This window comes from Paenibacillus sp. KS1 (genome assembly GCF_001680695.1).
Lineage (GTDB): Bacteria > Bacillota > Bacilli > Paenibacillales > Paenibacillaceae > Paenibacillus_B > Paenibacillus_B suaedae.
Genome location: NZ_MAIS01000086.1, coordinates 13,138 through 28,353, shown reverse-complemented (window position 1 = coordinate 28,353; position 15,216 = coordinate 13,138). Strand labels below are relative to the sequence as shown.

The following is a 15,216-nucleotide window of genomic DNA, read 5'->3' as shown; positions in this document are numbered from 1 at the left end:
AACACTAAACTAGACAACTTTTTTAAGGGCCATTTTTTTGTAACCAACGGGGCTCATATAGCCTAGTGTTCCATGAATTCGGTGTTTATGGTACCCGTTCACATAATCATTTAATTCCAGTTTCAGATGCTAAAGGCTATTTGTATTTCTCTTTGATCAATTTAACAAATATGGAAAGTGGATGGGCAAGGCAATAAATAGTGGATGGTTACAATTGGATTCTTAAGTGTTAATTTGTAATTAAATAATTATTTGCACTTAAATAATTATAAATAATTACAAAAGGAGAGTTTTATTATGGGAAATTATCCTAAATACCGCGCAGCGGCTGTCCAGGCGGCACCTATTTACTTGGATTTAGATGCAACAGTTGAAAAATCTTGCAAATTGATTGCTGAAGCAGCATCGAATGATGCAAAATTAGTTGCTTTTCCCGAAGCTTTTCTTCCCGGTTATCCTTGGTTTGCATTTATTGGTCATCCAGAATATACGAAAAAATTCTATCATGATCTCTACAAAAATGCAGTTGAGATTCCTAGCTTAGCTATTCAAAAAATAAGTGAAGCAGCTAGAAAACACGAAATTTACGTATGTATTTCTTGTAGTGAAAAAGATGGTGGATCATTATATTTAACTCAACTATGGTTTAATCCCAAGGGGGATTTAATTGGAAAACATCGAAAGATGAGAGCGTCTGTTGCTGAAAGACTTATATGGGGAGACGGAAATGGAAGCTTGATGCCTGTATTTAAAACGGAGCTTGGTAATTTGGGTGGACTGATGTGCTGGGAACACCAGGTTCCTTTAAATCTGCTTGCAATGAATTCACAAAATGAACAAGTACATGTAGCCTCCTGGCCAGGATACTTTGATGATGAGATCTCAAGTCGATACTATGCTATTTCAACTCAAACCTTTGTTTTAATGACATCATCTATCTATTCGGAAGAAATGAAAAGTATGATTTGTTTAACACCTGAACAAAAAGAATACTTCGATACATTCAAGAGCGGACATACTTGTATTTATGGACCTGATGGAGAACCAATTAGCGATATGATTCCTGCAGAAACAGAAGGAATCGCTTATGCCGATATAGATATAGAAAAAATAATTGATCATAAATATTACATCGATCCTGCTGGTCACTATTCCAACCAAAGCTTAAGTATGAATTTTAATCAAAATCCTACACCTGTTGTTCGTAAGTTTGGAGATAACGAGACTAAGAAAATGACTTATGAGGAAATCAATCTACAGATTGGTAGTCGAAACTTTTCAGGTGAAAATGCTTCATTTTAATTTTGTCACACTCCCAAAGCAAAGAAGAGCACTAATCTAATAAAGTGAGATGACATGAAAGCGTCTTGAACATCCGTCAGATAATGTTCAAGACGCTTCTATTTTCATGCACGTGGCATGGGCAAAAGGGCATGTGGTTATAAATCTCATAACTTTCTGAGCAAGAGCAGGTGTTGCTCCGGTCGTAAATCTTAAACCTAATGAGAGAGTGAATACTGCAATACCAAATTCTTCTTCGTGAGCATCTTTTGTAATCCTCATTTTATATTTTAATAGAGGACTTTTTCATGCATTTCTTTTGATGCTCCAGTATGTAAATGTCTAGAAGCTGGCTGATTTGTACGACTTCGTCATCGATAATATTATTTTTTTGGTTCATGAGGCAGGTTAATTCTTGCCTGAGTCGATCAATTTTATTTAATAGATCATCACAGTATATAATAGTCCGTCACCTCGGATTAGGGGGAATAATGGGGTGCACCCTGTCTTTACTATTAGTATACAATGTGTCTATTGAATTCTAATAAAAGGAATTATAGGGAAACTTTTTAAAATAAAAAAGAGTACCAAGTTGGCACTCTTACCATGGGTGATGTCCGTTATCACTTCCAATGTCGACAAAAATGTTGTTAGTCCAGCAATAACAGAGAAGAGGAGCCTAGTATCGACTTTCAAAGTGAGACAACTTCGAGGCATTTCATGAATTAACTAACGGTAATGAAATACTATTACGAAATAGGCTACCATGGAGTGATTCCATCACTATTACCAGACAAAGCAGACATCGTAGCTTCGCCAATGACGACAGCGCTTAGAAGAGCAATATATGCTTTTGCCACGAAACGCTTCACTGTAATCCCTCCCTATCGGTTCGTTTGTAGTGCTCTGTCAGTTTTTGTAATGTCGGTATGGTCATCTGCATATTTTGCGTCAAATGACTTTGCATGATTTGGTGAATGCATTGTTTTTCTTGACGAACGTCGTCCACTCTTGAAAAATGAAGAGCGCCTTCGAGAAACCCAGATATGCTTTTCTCAAATTCACCAACAGTTATGAAATATTTTGCTCGATGGTAATAATATTCGGCTAGTTGTGAAATCATGTTGGGATTGCTATCAATGATGTGTTGTGGGTCGATGGGGTAGGGAAGTAAATTTTTGGCTTCTTCTAATCGATGCTCCTGCAAATAAATAATCATTAATTGATTCAAAGCTGACAGAGCTGTATTCTGATCACATTTTTCTAGTAAAGTGGTCAACTGAGCTACAGCTACATCGGTCTTCCCCTTTTTGGAATTGAGTAATGCGTTCATCAGCAGCGTATTTTCTTTGATGTAAGGGCCATCATACTGTGAGTAAAGGTGAGTGTAATGTTCGGACTTGTCATAATTCCCGATTTGATAATATGCACCCCTCAATATAAAGAGTGCGTGAACGTAGTACTCATTGTCAGGTTCTGCTTCCTGAACCACATGAAGAGCAAGATCGATGCTCTCTGGATATAGAAATAAATTATAAGCATGAATACCCAGCTTGTAATAGAACATGATGCGGTCTTCTGCGCTCAAAAAATGTGCGTACATTACGATATGATTTCCACTTTCATACACTGCCCGCATCCGTGTAAAATCATCTCGCTCGATAAGGTACACCTGGAGCAAACCTTTTGCTAGGAACGGCATGATGCCGTGATCACGTGAGTAGTCAACGATCAATTGGTATAAGGCCAAGCGAATTTCCTTGCATTCCACGGTACCTGCGAAGCCATATAGGCGTTCGACTAAGGAGTGGCTGTCATCGCTTGGTGATTCCAGAAATTTGGCACCCACTTTTTGTGCCAGTTCGGCGGAGCCTGAATGCTGGATCACGTCCTGCAGTATATGCAGCCGCATCTCTGCTCGTTTGTCTACGCTTATGTACAGTTCAACAACCGTATCCAATGGGATGCGCAGTGCTTCGACAAGCGGGCGAAGTGTCGTATATTCCGGCCTCTTGACGTCTTCGTTTTCGATTTTGGATATTGTGCCTTTATGAACGCCGGATGTTTCTGACAATTGCGCTAAAGTCATGCCGCTATTGCGCCTATAACTATGTATTAATTCGCCGATGGACAATATCTGTGCCATCCTGTATGCACCTACTCTCATTTTCAATCATATACTCCTATAATTTACCATAGATTTTGTCGAATGGGAATGTTTGGATTGTTTGGATAGGATCAAAAGTTAAAAAATGTCGATTATAAGGGAATTAATCAATTCCATTAACAAAAAAGAACCTTGCCCGTACGGTGGCAAGGTTCTCCATGGATGATGCGAGAGACAGCGATCTAAATATCATCCTCATTCATGTCTCGTGAGCCCCAATAAAATAGGGCAATGACGAAAGCAATAACAATAATGAACGGGGCGTAAAAGATTAAAAATTGATTCATCTGCTCTGTGCTCCTCTTTATTCAAAATAGCACTGCACGATATACATACCTGTCTTTTTATTCGCTACACAGTGGCGCATGAATTACATATTTGCTTTTTCATCCTCTTATATGTGCTTCTTCCCTGTACGCCCGCCTTTTCCGCTTTTAATCCCCTTCACATAGTTCGCGTCGAACAGGAACAAGCGAAGAAGCAGGAAGAGGGAAGGCAGCAGAATGAGCAATCCAAGGACGAATACAACGATCAGCGCATAGGCCATAGCCGGATTCGTGACATGCTCATAGACATTGATGTATGGGTAGAGCACATAAGGCAAATGTGCCGATCCGTATCCGAACCAAGCGAACCCGAATTGTAAGATGACACAAAGAAACGCTAAGCCATAACGGCGTCTTCTCCATACATAATAGACGGCGATGACGAAGAACAGGAAGGACAGAACGAACATCCATGCCCGATCCACCATATTGTTGAAGTGCTCTGCATTATGACCCTGAATCGCATAGAACACGAACAAGCTGGCTAGGATGGTGGGCGCGGACCACATCAGGGCGTATTTGCGCACAATGTTGAGTGCCCCTTCATCCTCAGCTTTGGATGCATAGTACGTCAGGAACATGGCGGAAATATACAACACGCTGACAAGAGCGAGCACAATAACGGAATAGGGATAGATGTTAGTGAACAGGCTCAGGAACTGGAATGAGATGCTGCCGTCAGCCCCCTCCGAGATGTACCCTCCTTCAGAAATTGCGAGCACGGTAGACAGCGCAGCGGGAATAAGCCATCCACTGACTCCATATAGAAACAGGTAGATACGATTGCTCTTAATCCCATAAGTGCTAAAGGCATAGTACGATCCTCGTACGGCAAGCAGAATGAGCGCTAGACTGCCTGGGACGAGCAGTGCTGTTCCATAGTAGTACGCGGAATCTGGGAAGAATCCAACCAAGCCGATATAGAAGAAGACTAAGAACACATTCGTCACTTCCCATACAGGGGACAAGTAGCGCTCAATCACGTTATGGATAATATGGCGCTTGCCCGTTACCGAGCTAACATAACTGAAGAATCCTGCCCCGAAGTCGATGGACGCAACAAGCAAATAGCCGAACAGGAAGATCCATAGAACGGTGATGCCGACTAATTCGTAACTCATTTCTTCCCTCCTCCTTCCCAGCCAAGTGCCTTAATTTCGTCTTCAGCAGGGTTGTGCTTGAACATGCGAATGAGCACCCGAATGGCTGTCACTGTAATGACAAGATAGAGCAGCGTGAACAGCCATAGCATTGTATCCACGTGATTGGATGTTGTTGCGCCCTCGGCTACGGTCATGACTTTCCATAGAATCCAAGGCTGCCGTCCAATCTCAGCGAACATCCATCCGAATTCGATAGCCAACACAGAGAGCGGAGCGCCAAGCACAACGGCTCTTAGCAGCAGACGATTATGCGGCTTTTTCAGACTTTGCCGGCGATTGCGCATGAACCAGATGACATACCATAGGGACACGACCGTTAAATACATGCCGATAAACACCATGGAGTCGAAGAAGTAGTGGGATGCCTTAAGCGGAGGTCTCTCCTCAACGGGCACATCGTTCAATCCCTTAACGACAGTATCGGGGGTGCCGCCCGCTAATATGCTCAAGGCAAATGGAATATGAAATCCGTATTTCACCTCATTATTCTCTGTAAGAATGCCGCCGAAGACGAGCTCAGCATGAGACTTCGTCTCGAAGTGCCATTCTGCTGCCGCCAGCTTCTCGGGCTGATATTCATGCAAATATTTGCCTGAGAAGTCGCCGATGACGGCTGTTGCGACAGAGAAGAGCAGGGCGGTCACCATCGACATGCGGAGCGCTTTTTTGTAATACGCGTGAGTGCGGCCGCGCAGTAGAGACATAGCAGAGATGGCTGCCATAATGAAGGCGCAAGTCACATAGGCGGTTGCGAGCACATGTCCAACTTTCGTCGGCATGGCTGGATTAAACATCGCTACGATGGGTTCAATATTCGTCATTTTCCCGTTCACCAAATCAAATCCGCGTGGTGCATTCATAAAGCCGTTAACAGCCGTAATGAAGAAGGCAGAGGCTGAGGAGCCTATAGCGACCGGAACGAGCAGAAGAAAATGATAGATGCGGTTCGGGAAGCGATCCCAGGTGTATAAATAGATGCCTAGAAAGATGGCTTCCACAAAAAACGCGAATGTCTCCATGAATAAAGGCAAAGCGATAGCCTGTCCTGCAACCCGCATAAAGTTCGGCCACAACAAGCTCAACTGTAGACCGATGCATGTCCCTGTTACGACGCCTACAGCTACAGTAACTGTGAACCCGCGAGCCCAGCGGCGCGCCATAAGCAGATAATAAGAGTCGCCTCGCTTAATGCCGATCCATTCCGCAAGTGCAATCATTAACGGCATGCCGACACCAATAGTGGCGTATACGATATGTACGAACAGTGTTAGCCCGGTAAGTATGCGGCTGAAAATAACCGGATCATAGGTGAGCATGTGAGGTCAACACTCCTTCAAATATAAGTTCCGATCGTTCAGAATAGCCTTCGCAAGAAGGACAGCAGCATGATCGCGCCAACAACAAAGCAGACGACGATAAGCATTTTTTCTTGCTTTCTTATTTTTTCAATATGGTTGTTATCAGATCCCATCCATAGTCCCTCCCTTTTATCCCGAGAGAACGATCCCCGAAAAATAGGTTTGCCCTTGAAAAAGCTCCTAGTGAAATGATGCCCGTTTTTTCGATGTCTATGATGAAATCGTGAAAGTTAGTCTTATCAAGATATGAAAATGAGGAAAAGTCGATTTACAAAATCTTAAAACACGCAATATGGCAGCATTAACATTACCGTGCTACATTGGGACTAAAGACCGATAACAGGACTAGAGTAGGAGTGGGAGCTTATGACGATGTTGCTAACGAAGATGGAAGTAAGACGAGAGGGAGCGAATCGACAATCCATAATGAAGAGAGAGTATGAGGATCTCATTCAATTCGCACCGATCATTCTTGCCAGCACCACCATTGAAGAAGCGGAACATCGATTTCGAGAGGATGGCTCGCTGCGCTGCCTTGTCATAGGAAATGAACATTCTGAACCGATTGGCATTGTGATGCGGGAGAGATTCCATGAAAAAATGAGCAAGCGGTTCTCTCCTGCACTTTATTACGAAAAACCAATTGTACGCGTAATGGATAATGAGGCGCTCATTGTCGAATGCGGTATTGAAACTGAACAACTATTGGATATGTCAGCGTCCCGTTCTGAGGAACGAATGTACGACAGTATTGTGGTCACACGTGGGGGTAAATATGTCGGAATACTCACCTCCAAGCAGCTGTCATCCTTATCCAATCAAATACGACTCGAAGCGAAGCAGAAGGAATCGGAGGTTATTACGTCCACGCGGGGAGCATTGCACAGCATATTAACAGAAACAGAGCATGTCCGCCAAGCTTCAGCAGATGGCAAATCGCACGCAGATCGGATGATCGACGAAACATTGACGGGAAAGACTGTGCTTGATCAGGTATCTTCAGCATTTCAACAAGTGTCAATACGTGTGGAGAATCAGGCAAGACAAACAAAGAAATTGACAGAGCATACAACAGCGGTGGCGGATGCCGTCAGCGTTATTCGCTCATGGTCAGATTCTTGTCATATGCTGGCGCTCAATGCATCCATTGAAGCTGCGCGTGCAGGGGAGCATGGGCGCGGGTTCGAGGTGGTTGCGTCCGAGGTGCGCAAGCTGGCTTCGTTAACCAAGGCAGCCACGGAGCAAATCGATGAGACGCTCCATCAGATGATGGAAGCTTTAACGCTGACGATTACAACTGGCGATCAGGCTCATTCCGAAGTGAATACGACGCTTGAAGGGTTGAACGCTGCCTTGTCCAAGTTCGAGCAACTGTTCCGTGCCATAGCAGAAAATCGCAATCGATTGGATCAGGTTGATGCTTACGCAGCACGCATGGCTGTGACAGCGAATGAGGCAAATCGACAGTTACAGACAATGTCAGCACAAGATTGATTTTTTTACATTCCGTTAACAAATAAACCAAACAGTCTTAACAAACAGCCATTAACATACTAGATGTGAGACAAACAACGAATACATTACAACACAACACATGGGAATCAATCAAAAGGAGTGGATTGTCTTGAAAAAATGGGGAAAACAAATCATGATGCTCACGCTCGTAGCAGCGTTGACAGTAGTATTGGCTGCTTGTGGAGGCAAGAAGGATGATGCTTCTGCAAATCAAGGAAACAACGCGGCAACAACGGAAACGAACAATTCGGCGAAGGAAACGACTAGCCCTGAGAAGTTGACAGGCACGATCGAAATAGATGGATCCAGCACAGTATATCCAATCGCAGAAGCGATTGCAGAAGAGTTCGGCAAAGAGAACGGCGAAGTACGCGTATCGGTTGGTACAGCAGGTACAGGCGGCGGTTTCAAACGCTTCATTAATAGCGAGACAGCAATCAGCAACGCTTCTCGTCCAATCAAAGAAAAAGAAGCAGCTGCTGCAAAAGAAAAAGGGATCGACTACTTGGAATTGTCTGTGGCCTATGATGGCTTGTCCATCGTAGTGAATAAGGACAACACTTGGGTGGATCACATTACAACAGATGAACTGAAGAAAATCTATGAGCCTAACTCGAAAGTAAAAACATGGGCTGACGTTCGTGCAGGATGGCCAGCAGAAGACATTAAAATCTACTCGCCGGATACAAACCACGGCACATTCGACTACTTCACTGAAGAAATCAACGGCAAAGCACAAGAGAGCCGCAATGACAAGCAAATCACATTCAGTGCCGATACGAATGCTATCGTGCAAGGGGTATCTGGTGATAAGAACGCTATGGGCTACTTCGGCTTCTCCTACTACGAAGAGAATCAAGACAAGCTGAAGCTGATACCAGTTGACGGCGGCAAAGGCGCAATCGCTCCTTCTGAAGAGACAATTAAAGATGGAAGTTATGCACCACTGTCCCGCCCGCTCTTCATCTATGTGAACAAGAAGAAGCTGGAGCAGCCAGAAGTGAAAGCATTCGTTGATTACTATATGAAAAATGTAGGCAACATCGCGAAGGAAGTCGGATACGTAGCACTTCCACAAGAAAAATATGATGAGCAAATGAACTTGTTGAAATAAGAGAAGTACTGACTTCGATTTCGGTTATAGTCAGCATCATACTAGCAGTGAAATGTGATGTCTCTCCAAAAACAGATGTTTGAGGCATCACATTTTCACGAAGTCAATGTTAACGAATTGTAAAAGAACGCAAAGAGAGGTTAGGGCTATGCAGGGTAATCTCCCGCAGCGAGAGACGACGATATCATTCAAAAATGGCAAAGTGCATGTAACCGATAAAATTGTTCCGATTTTATTATTTCTATGTGCCGCTTTGTCTGTAGCGACAACCATCGGGATTGTTTACACGCTCTTTTCTGAAACGTTCTCTTTCTTGAAGCAAGTCAAGATTACAGAATTCTTGTTCGGTACAACGTGGAGCCCGCTCATATCACCGAAGTCCTTCGGCATCCTGCCGCTGCTAGGTGGTACGTTAATGATTACGGTTATTGCTTGTCTGGTTGCGATACCGATTGGACTTGCAAGTGCAATCTACTTGAGCGAATATGCACCTACTCGTGTTCGCAAAATTGTGAAGCCGATTCTTGAAGTTTTGGCTGGTATCCCAACGATTGTCTACGGTTATTTTGCTCTAACCTTCGTTACGCCGTTGTTGAAGTTTATTTTCCCATCGACGGGAATGTTCAATGCGTTAAGCGCAGGTCTTGTTGTCGGGATTATGATTATTCCGATGGTCTCTTCCTTGTCTGAGGATGCGATGTCGGCAGTACCGCGCAGCTTGCGAAATGGGGCATATGCACTCGGGGCAACAAGATTTGAGGTTGCGTTGAAAATTGTGGTTCCAGCAGCTTTCTCGGGTATCGTATCATCCGCTGTACTTGCCTTCTCGCGCGCAATTGGCGAGACGATGATTGTAACGATTGCTGCAGGTGCAACACCGCATTTGACCTGGAATCCGCTAGAGAGCATCCAGACGATGACGGCTTATATTGTACAGGTCAGCATGGGAGATACACCGCATGGCTCCATTGAGTATGGAACGATCTTTGCTGTTGGTATGACCTTGTTCGTGATTACGTTCCTGCTTAATATTTTGGCGCTGTGGGTAGCAAGACGCTTCAGGGAGGAGTACTAAGCTAATGAGTATGTTTCAAGATGCAAACCGCAAACAGATTGGTACCCGCCGGAAAGTAGACCTTGTGCTTCATATCCTGTTCCTGGTGGCAACTTCTATCGGTATTATTGCGCTAATGGCCTTGCTGATTCAGATAATGATGGATGGATTGTCTCGTTTGAACCTTGATCTATTTACGAATTACCCTTCGCGAATGGCTGCGAAGGCTGGGATGAAATCAGCAATTGTCGGTTCCATTTACATGGTGCTTATTATGGCTCCTATCTCGTTCGTCCTCGGCGTAGGAGCGGCGATCTATCTTGAGGAATACGCGAAGAAGAATAGGCTAACACGGTTAATTCAACTGAATATTAGTACGTTGGCCGGGGTTCCATCCATTGTGTACGGGATATTGGGATTAACAATTTTCGTACGCGGATTGGCTCTGGAACGCAGCTTGCTCTCCGGAGCGCTTACGATGACGCTGCTCGTGCTGCCGATTATTATCGTGTCTGCACAGGAAGCCATCCGTGCAGTACCTAGGGCGCGCCGGGATGCTTCATTCGCTCTCGGTGCAACGAAATGGCAGACGGTATCCCGTTCTGTGCTTCCGTCTTCGATTTCCAGTATTATGACAGGCGTTATCTTGGCATTGTCCCGGGCAATCGGGGAGACAGCACCGCTCGTTATGATTGGGGCATTGACTTTCGTTGCGTTTCTGCCAGAGAGCATTATGGATCAGTTTACCGTTATGCCGATTCAAATCTTCAACTGGGTATCTAGACCGCAACTTGCATTCCATGAACTGGCTGCAGCAGGCATCATCGTGCTTCTGGCGCTGCTTATCATTATGAATATCTCAGCAGTTATTCTACGCAATAAATATCAGAAACATATTTAAGGAGACGATAGCATGAGCACAGCGACTGCCTTACAGACGTTAATCGACATTAAGAACTTAAACTTGTACTACGGTACGTATCATGCCTTGAAAAATGTCACTATGACGATTCCGGAGAAGGCAGTCACTGCGTTCATCGGACCGTCCGGCTGCGGGAAATCTACGTTGCTTCGTACATTGAACCGCATGAACGACATGATCATAGGCACGCGTATTGAAGGAACAGTTGCGATTGGTGGGACAGATATCTACAGCAACGAAGTTGATGTGGAAACACTTCGCAAAAAAGTAGGTATGGTATTCCAGCAGCCGAACCCATTTCCGAAGTCGATTTATGACAACATTGCTTACGGCCCGCGTCTTCATGGCATCCGCAGCAAAGCGAAGCTGGATGAGATTGTTGAGCAGAGCTTGAAGCAAGCTGTACTGTGGGATGAAGTAAAGGACTACTTGAAGCGCTCTGCCTTCAGTCTGTCTGGTGGTCAGCAGCAGCGTCTCTGTATCGCGCGCGCATTGGCAGTCAACCCTGACATTCTGCTGATGGACGAGGCGACTTCGGCCTTGGATCCAATCTCTACGCTGAAGATTGAAGAGCTTGTTCAAGAGCTGAAGCATAAGTACACGATTGTTATGGTTACGCACAATATGCATCAAGCTGCTCGTGTATCGGATCAGACGGTGTTCTTCTTGAACGGGGAAGTCGTTGAATTCGATCATACGGAGACGTTGTTCTCGAATCCAACTGATAAGCGGACAGAGGATTACATTACAGGCCGCTTCGGCTAAATTTGATAAGAAGGATAAGGAGTGTAGCTGCAAATGATCAAGCGGAGAGAGTTCGACTTGGCCTTAGAAGAACTAAGTACATTGCTTGAAGAGATGGGAACGCGGGTAGAGCGTGCCTTGTCGGAATCAATTGAGTCATTGAAGAATATGGATGTCGAGCGTGCCAAGCGAATCATTTCCGAGGATGCTGAGCTGAATCGCATTGAGGAGAAAATTATCGATCTGGGATCGAAGTTGATTTTGACACAGCAGCCTGTTGCGAAGGATTTGCGCCGCATTCTCGTTTCCTTCCGCATCTCCAATGATCTGGAGCGGATGGGAGATCTGTCGATTGACGTAGCGAAGGTTGTGCTGCGCATGGAAGGCCAGACGCTCATGAAGCCGTTGATCGACTTGCCTCGCATGGCGGAGACGGTACAGCTGATGATCAGGGAGTCGATTCAAGCTTACATTAAGGAAGACGTGAATCTTGCTTACAAAATGGCGAAGGACGATGACCTCGTCGACCAGTTGTACAGCCAGATCTTCCGGGAGCTGTTGACGTACGTTGTGGAGAATCCGCAAAATGCATCTCAGGCGATGCTGCTTACCTTCGTTGGACGCTACATCGAACGGATTGCCGATCATGCGACTAACATCGGTGAGGCGGTCGTCTATCTTGTGACGAACCAACGCCCTGATCTGAATAATTAATCATATGGAATTATTGATGAATATGTCATCTTATTCTCCATCCTCCAACCGACCGCGGATCACCCGGTCGGTTATTTTTTTCCCATAATATCATCATTTTCTTTTCTAGTACTGGCTATGCTATCATGAAGGTAGAGAATGGATTGAGGTGCATGAATCAATGGATAAATGGATCATTATTGACGGCAACAATATTATTTACCGCGCTTTCTTTGCAATGCCTCCTCTGACGAATGCTCAAGGATTACATACAAATGCTGTATACGGATTCACGACGATGCTTCTTCGCGTTATTGAAGAAGAGAAGCCGACCCACTTGCTGGTTGCATTTGATGCTGGCAAGGAGACATTCCGACATGGAGATTACAAGGACTATAAGGGCGGTCGGGAGAAGACGCCTTCTGAGCTGTCAGAGCAGTTCCCTGTCTTGAAGCAGCTCCTTGATGCGCTTGGTGTTCCTCATTTCGAGATGAGCGGATACGAGGCGGATGATATTATCGGTACCTTGACTCGCGAAGCGAATGAGCAAGGAATTGAGATGGCGGTTGTGAGCGGGGATAAGGACATGCTCCAGCTTGCTTCTGATCAGGTTACGATTCTGCTCACGCGCAAGGGTGTGACGGAGATTGAGAAATATACACCAGCAGCTTTGCAGGAGAAGTATGGCATTGAGCCATTACAAATTATTGATATGAAGGGCCTAATGGGCGATTCCTCGGACAATATTCCGGGTGTGCCCGGTATTGGAGAGAAGACGGCTCTTAAGCTGCTGCATCAATTCGGCAGCGTAGAGAGTGTGCTTGAGCATGTGGACGAGCTGAAGGGCAAGATGAAGGAGAACCTCATTAATCATGCTGAAGACGCACGCATGAGCAAGAAGCTTGCAACGATCTTCCGTGAGGTGCCGCTGGAGAAGAGCCATGAGGAGATGGCGTATCACGGCATTAAAGCGGACACGGCGATTCCGATGCTGCAGAAGCTCGAGTTCAAGTCAATTATTGAGCGTATGGAGAAGATCGGCCTGATCGAGGGCGGCACGGTTGCATCAGCACCTGCTGATGAAGAGCTGTCTGAGGATAAATTGAACGTGCAGCTCGTGAATGGCGATTTCAGTGGGTTGAAGCAGATAATTGCTTCCGCGGATACAATCATCGTGGAAGCGCATGGAGACAATCCACATCAAGCAGAGCTTATTGGTGTGCTTATCGCGGAAGAGGAGTCCAACTGGTTCTTGACCCGTGAGGAGCTTCTATCTGACGAGGCACAGTTCGTGCGGGAATGGATCGCGGATCAAGGGAAGCCGAAGAGCGGCTACGATATGCATTATGCGGAATTGGTGCTGCATTGGACAGGCGTTCCCTATGATGGCTCCGCATTCGATGCTCAGCTTGCTTCCTATGTGCTCAACCCGGATGATGCGGCACTGTCCCTTCAAGCGATTGCGGAGAAGTACGGCTTGTCGTCTAGCCCGACGGATGAAGAAGTGTACGGGAAGGGCGCCAAGTTCAAGGTTCCTGAACTTGAGACTGTTGCGCTGCACGCTGCTCGCAAGGGCAAGCTTGTTCGCCAGCTGAAGCCTGTGATGGAGCAATTGCTCCAGGAGCAGGAAATGAACCGGCTTTATTTTGACCTGGAGCTTCCATTGTCTCGCGTACTGGCGCAGATGGAGAAGACCGGCATTCAAGTCGATACAGATGCGCTGAATCAATTAGGTACGCAGTTTACAGAACAAATTGAGACGACAATGAAGCGTATTTATGAGCTCGCGGGTACGGAGTTTAATGTTGGATCGCCGAAGCAGCTTGGTGAGATTCTATTCGATAAGCTCGGACTTCCTGTCATCAAGAAGACGAAGACCGGATATTCCACAGATGCGGAAGTATTGGAGAAGCTGGAGCCTTACCACGAGATTATTCCACTGATTCTGCATTACCGTCAAATGACGAAGCTCCAATCGACGTATATTGAAGGATTACTGAAGGAAGTGCGCAAGGAAACGGGCAATGTCCACACTTACTTCCGTCAGACCATTACAGCGACCGGACGGCTAAGCAGCCAATATCCGAACCTGCAGAATATTCCCGTTCGGCTTGAGGAAGGACGCAAGATTCGTCAGGCGTTTGTTCCTTCGGAGAAGGGATGGCATATCGTTGCTGCCGATTACTCTCAGATTGAGCTTCGTGTATTGGCTCATATCTCGGGAGACGAGAAGCTGAAGGAAGCTTTCCTGCATGACATGGACATTCATACGAAGACCGCGATGGACGTATTCGGTGTATCTCCTGAGCAGGTTGACGCCAACATGCGCCGTTCGGCGAAGGCGGTTAACTTCGGGATTGTATACGGGATTAGTGATTACGGACTGTCTCAGAACTTGAATATTACGCGCAAGGAAGCAGCGCAGTTTATCGAGCAGTATTTTGCTGTATTCCAAGGCGTTAAGCAGTATATGGAAGATATCGTGAAGCTCGCTCGCCAAGACGGCTATGTGAAGACAATGCTGGAGCGCAGACGGTACCTGAAGGATATTCATGCTTCCAACTTCAATCTGCGTTCATTCGCAGAGCGGACGGCGATGAATACTCCGATTCAAGGAACGGCCGCAGATATTATTAAGCTCGCTATGGTTCAGATGGATGCTCGTATGCGCGAAGCGGGGCTGAAGAGCCGCATGCTGCTGCAAGTACACGATGAATTGGTATTCGAGGTTCCAGATGAAGAGATGGAGACGATGTTGAAGCTTGTTCCTGAAGTAATGGAATCGGCTATTGAGCTCTGTGTTCCGCTACGAGCAGATGTAAACAGCGGCGAGAATTGGTATGAAGCGAAGTAGAACGTAAGCCAAGGCGGTGAGCGAG

The 15,216-nt window shown here is 45.7% G+C and carries 14 protein-coding genes; 8 read left to right on the top strand and 6 right to left on the bottom strand.

Annotation, left to right across the window (positions count from 1 at the left end; genetic code table 11):
* Nucleotides 1-9: 9 nt before the first annotated feature.
* Nucleotides 10-120: an IS3 family transposase gene (locus tag BBG47_RS31265; RefSeq protein WP_368072460.1), complete on the bottom strand. Its 111-nt coding sequence runs from the start codon at nucleotides 118-120 to the stop codon at nucleotides 10-12.
* A gap of 177 nt (nucleotides 121-297) precedes the next feature.
* Here BBG47_RS31265 and BBG47_RS22575 point away from each other — a divergent pair, with 177 nt between their 5' ends.
* Complete coding sequence (locus BBG47_RS22575) at nucleotides 298-1,302, top strand: carbon-nitrogen hydrolase family protein (RefSeq protein WP_175400617.1); 1,005 nt, start codon at nucleotides 298-300, stop codon at nucleotides 1,300-1,302.
* 262 nt (nucleotides 1,303-1,564) lie between these two features.
* On the opposite strand, the gene BBG47_RS29115 is transcribed toward BBG47_RS22575, so the two are convergent.
* From BBG47_RS29115 to BBG47_RS22560, 5 genes are all read right to left on the bottom strand, one after another.
* A complete protein-coding gene (locus BBG47_RS29115; protein ID WP_269433062.1) occupies nucleotides 1,565-1,714 on the bottom strand; it encodes a Spo0E family sporulation regulatory protein-aspartic acid phosphatase in 150 nt (49 codons plus the stop codon).
* Nucleotides 1,715-2,149: 435 nt separating this feature from the next.
* On the bottom strand, nucleotides 2,150-3,415 hold the full coding sequence (locus tag BBG47_RS22570) for a helix-turn-helix domain-containing protein (protein WP_254659893.1): 1,266 nt from the start codon (nucleotides 3,413-3,415) through the stop codon (nucleotides 2,150-2,152).
* A 215-nt stretch (nucleotides 3,416-3,630) separates the two neighbouring features.
* Complete coding sequence (gene cydS / locus BBG47_RS31440; protein ID WP_394358340.1) at nucleotides 3,631-3,735, bottom strand: cytochrome bd oxidase small subunit CydS family protein; 105 nt, start codon at nucleotides 3,733-3,735, stop codon at nucleotides 3,631-3,633.
* A gap of 107 nt (nucleotides 3,736-3,842) precedes the next feature.
* Entirely contained in the window at nucleotides 3,843-4,895 is a 1,053-nt protein-coding gene (locus BBG47_RS22565) for a cytochrome d ubiquinol oxidase subunit II (protein ID WP_065293588.1), read from the bottom strand.
* Complete coding sequence (locus tag BBG47_RS22560) at nucleotides 4,892-6,253, bottom strand: cytochrome ubiquinol oxidase subunit I (protein WP_065293587.1); 1,362 nt, start codon at nucleotides 6,251-6,253, stop codon at nucleotides 4,892-4,894. Before BBG47_RS22560 ends, BBG47_RS22565 begins: the two co-directional genes overlap by 4 nt.
* Before the next feature lie 408 nt (nucleotides 6,254-6,661).
* Here BBG47_RS22560 and BBG47_RS22555 point away from each other — a divergent pair, with 408 nt between their 5' ends.
* From BBG47_RS22555 to polA, 7 genes are all read left to right on the top strand, one after another.
* Nucleotides 6,662-7,789 (top strand): methyl-accepting chemotaxis protein, encoded by a 1,128-nt coding sequence (locus BBG47_RS22555; protein WP_065293586.1) that lies wholly within the window; start codon nucleotides 6,662-6,664, stop codon nucleotides 7,787-7,789.
* A 130-nt stretch (nucleotides 7,790-7,919) separates the two neighbouring features.
* Complete coding sequence (locus BBG47_RS22550; RefSeq protein ID WP_028533816.1) at nucleotides 7,920-8,924, top strand: PstS family phosphate ABC transporter substrate-binding protein; 1,005 nt, start codon at nucleotides 7,920-7,922, stop codon at nucleotides 8,922-8,924.
* Between the two features lie 148 nt (nucleotides 8,925-9,072).
* Complete coding sequence (pstC, locus tag BBG47_RS22545; RefSeq protein WP_021252120.1) at nucleotides 9,073-9,999, top strand: phosphate ABC transporter permease subunit PstC; 927 nt, start codon at nucleotides 9,073-9,075, stop codon at nucleotides 9,997-9,999.
* A 4-nt stretch (nucleotides 10,000-10,003) separates the two neighbouring features.
* The gene (gene pstA / locus BBG47_RS22540; RefSeq protein ID WP_028533817.1) at nucleotides 10,004-10,879 is read left to right on the top strand and encodes a phosphate ABC transporter permease PstA; all 876 of its coding nucleotides are present in this window, start codon (nucleotides 10,004-10,006) and stop codon (nucleotides 10,877-10,879) included.
* A 12-nt stretch (nucleotides 10,880-10,891) separates the two neighbouring features.
* The gene (gene pstB / locus BBG47_RS22535; protein WP_021252118.1) at nucleotides 10,892-11,665 is read left to right on the top strand and encodes a phosphate ABC transporter ATP-binding protein PstB; all 774 of its coding nucleotides are present in this window, start codon (nucleotides 10,892-10,894) and stop codon (nucleotides 11,663-11,665) included.
* 33 nt (nucleotides 11,666-11,698) lie between these two features.
* On the top strand, nucleotides 11,699-12,358 hold the full coding sequence (phoU, locus tag BBG47_RS22530; protein WP_021252117.1) for a phosphate signaling complex protein PhoU: 660 nt from the start codon (nucleotides 11,699-11,701) through the stop codon (nucleotides 12,356-12,358).
* A gap of 160 nt (nucleotides 12,359-12,518) precedes the next feature.
* Nucleotides 12,519-15,191, top strand: a complete 2,673-nt coding sequence (polA, locus tag BBG47_RS22525) for a DNA polymerase I (protein ID WP_065293585.1) — start codon at nucleotides 12,519-12,521, stop codon at nucleotides 15,189-15,191.
* Nucleotides 15,192-15,216: the final 25 nt, after the last annotated feature.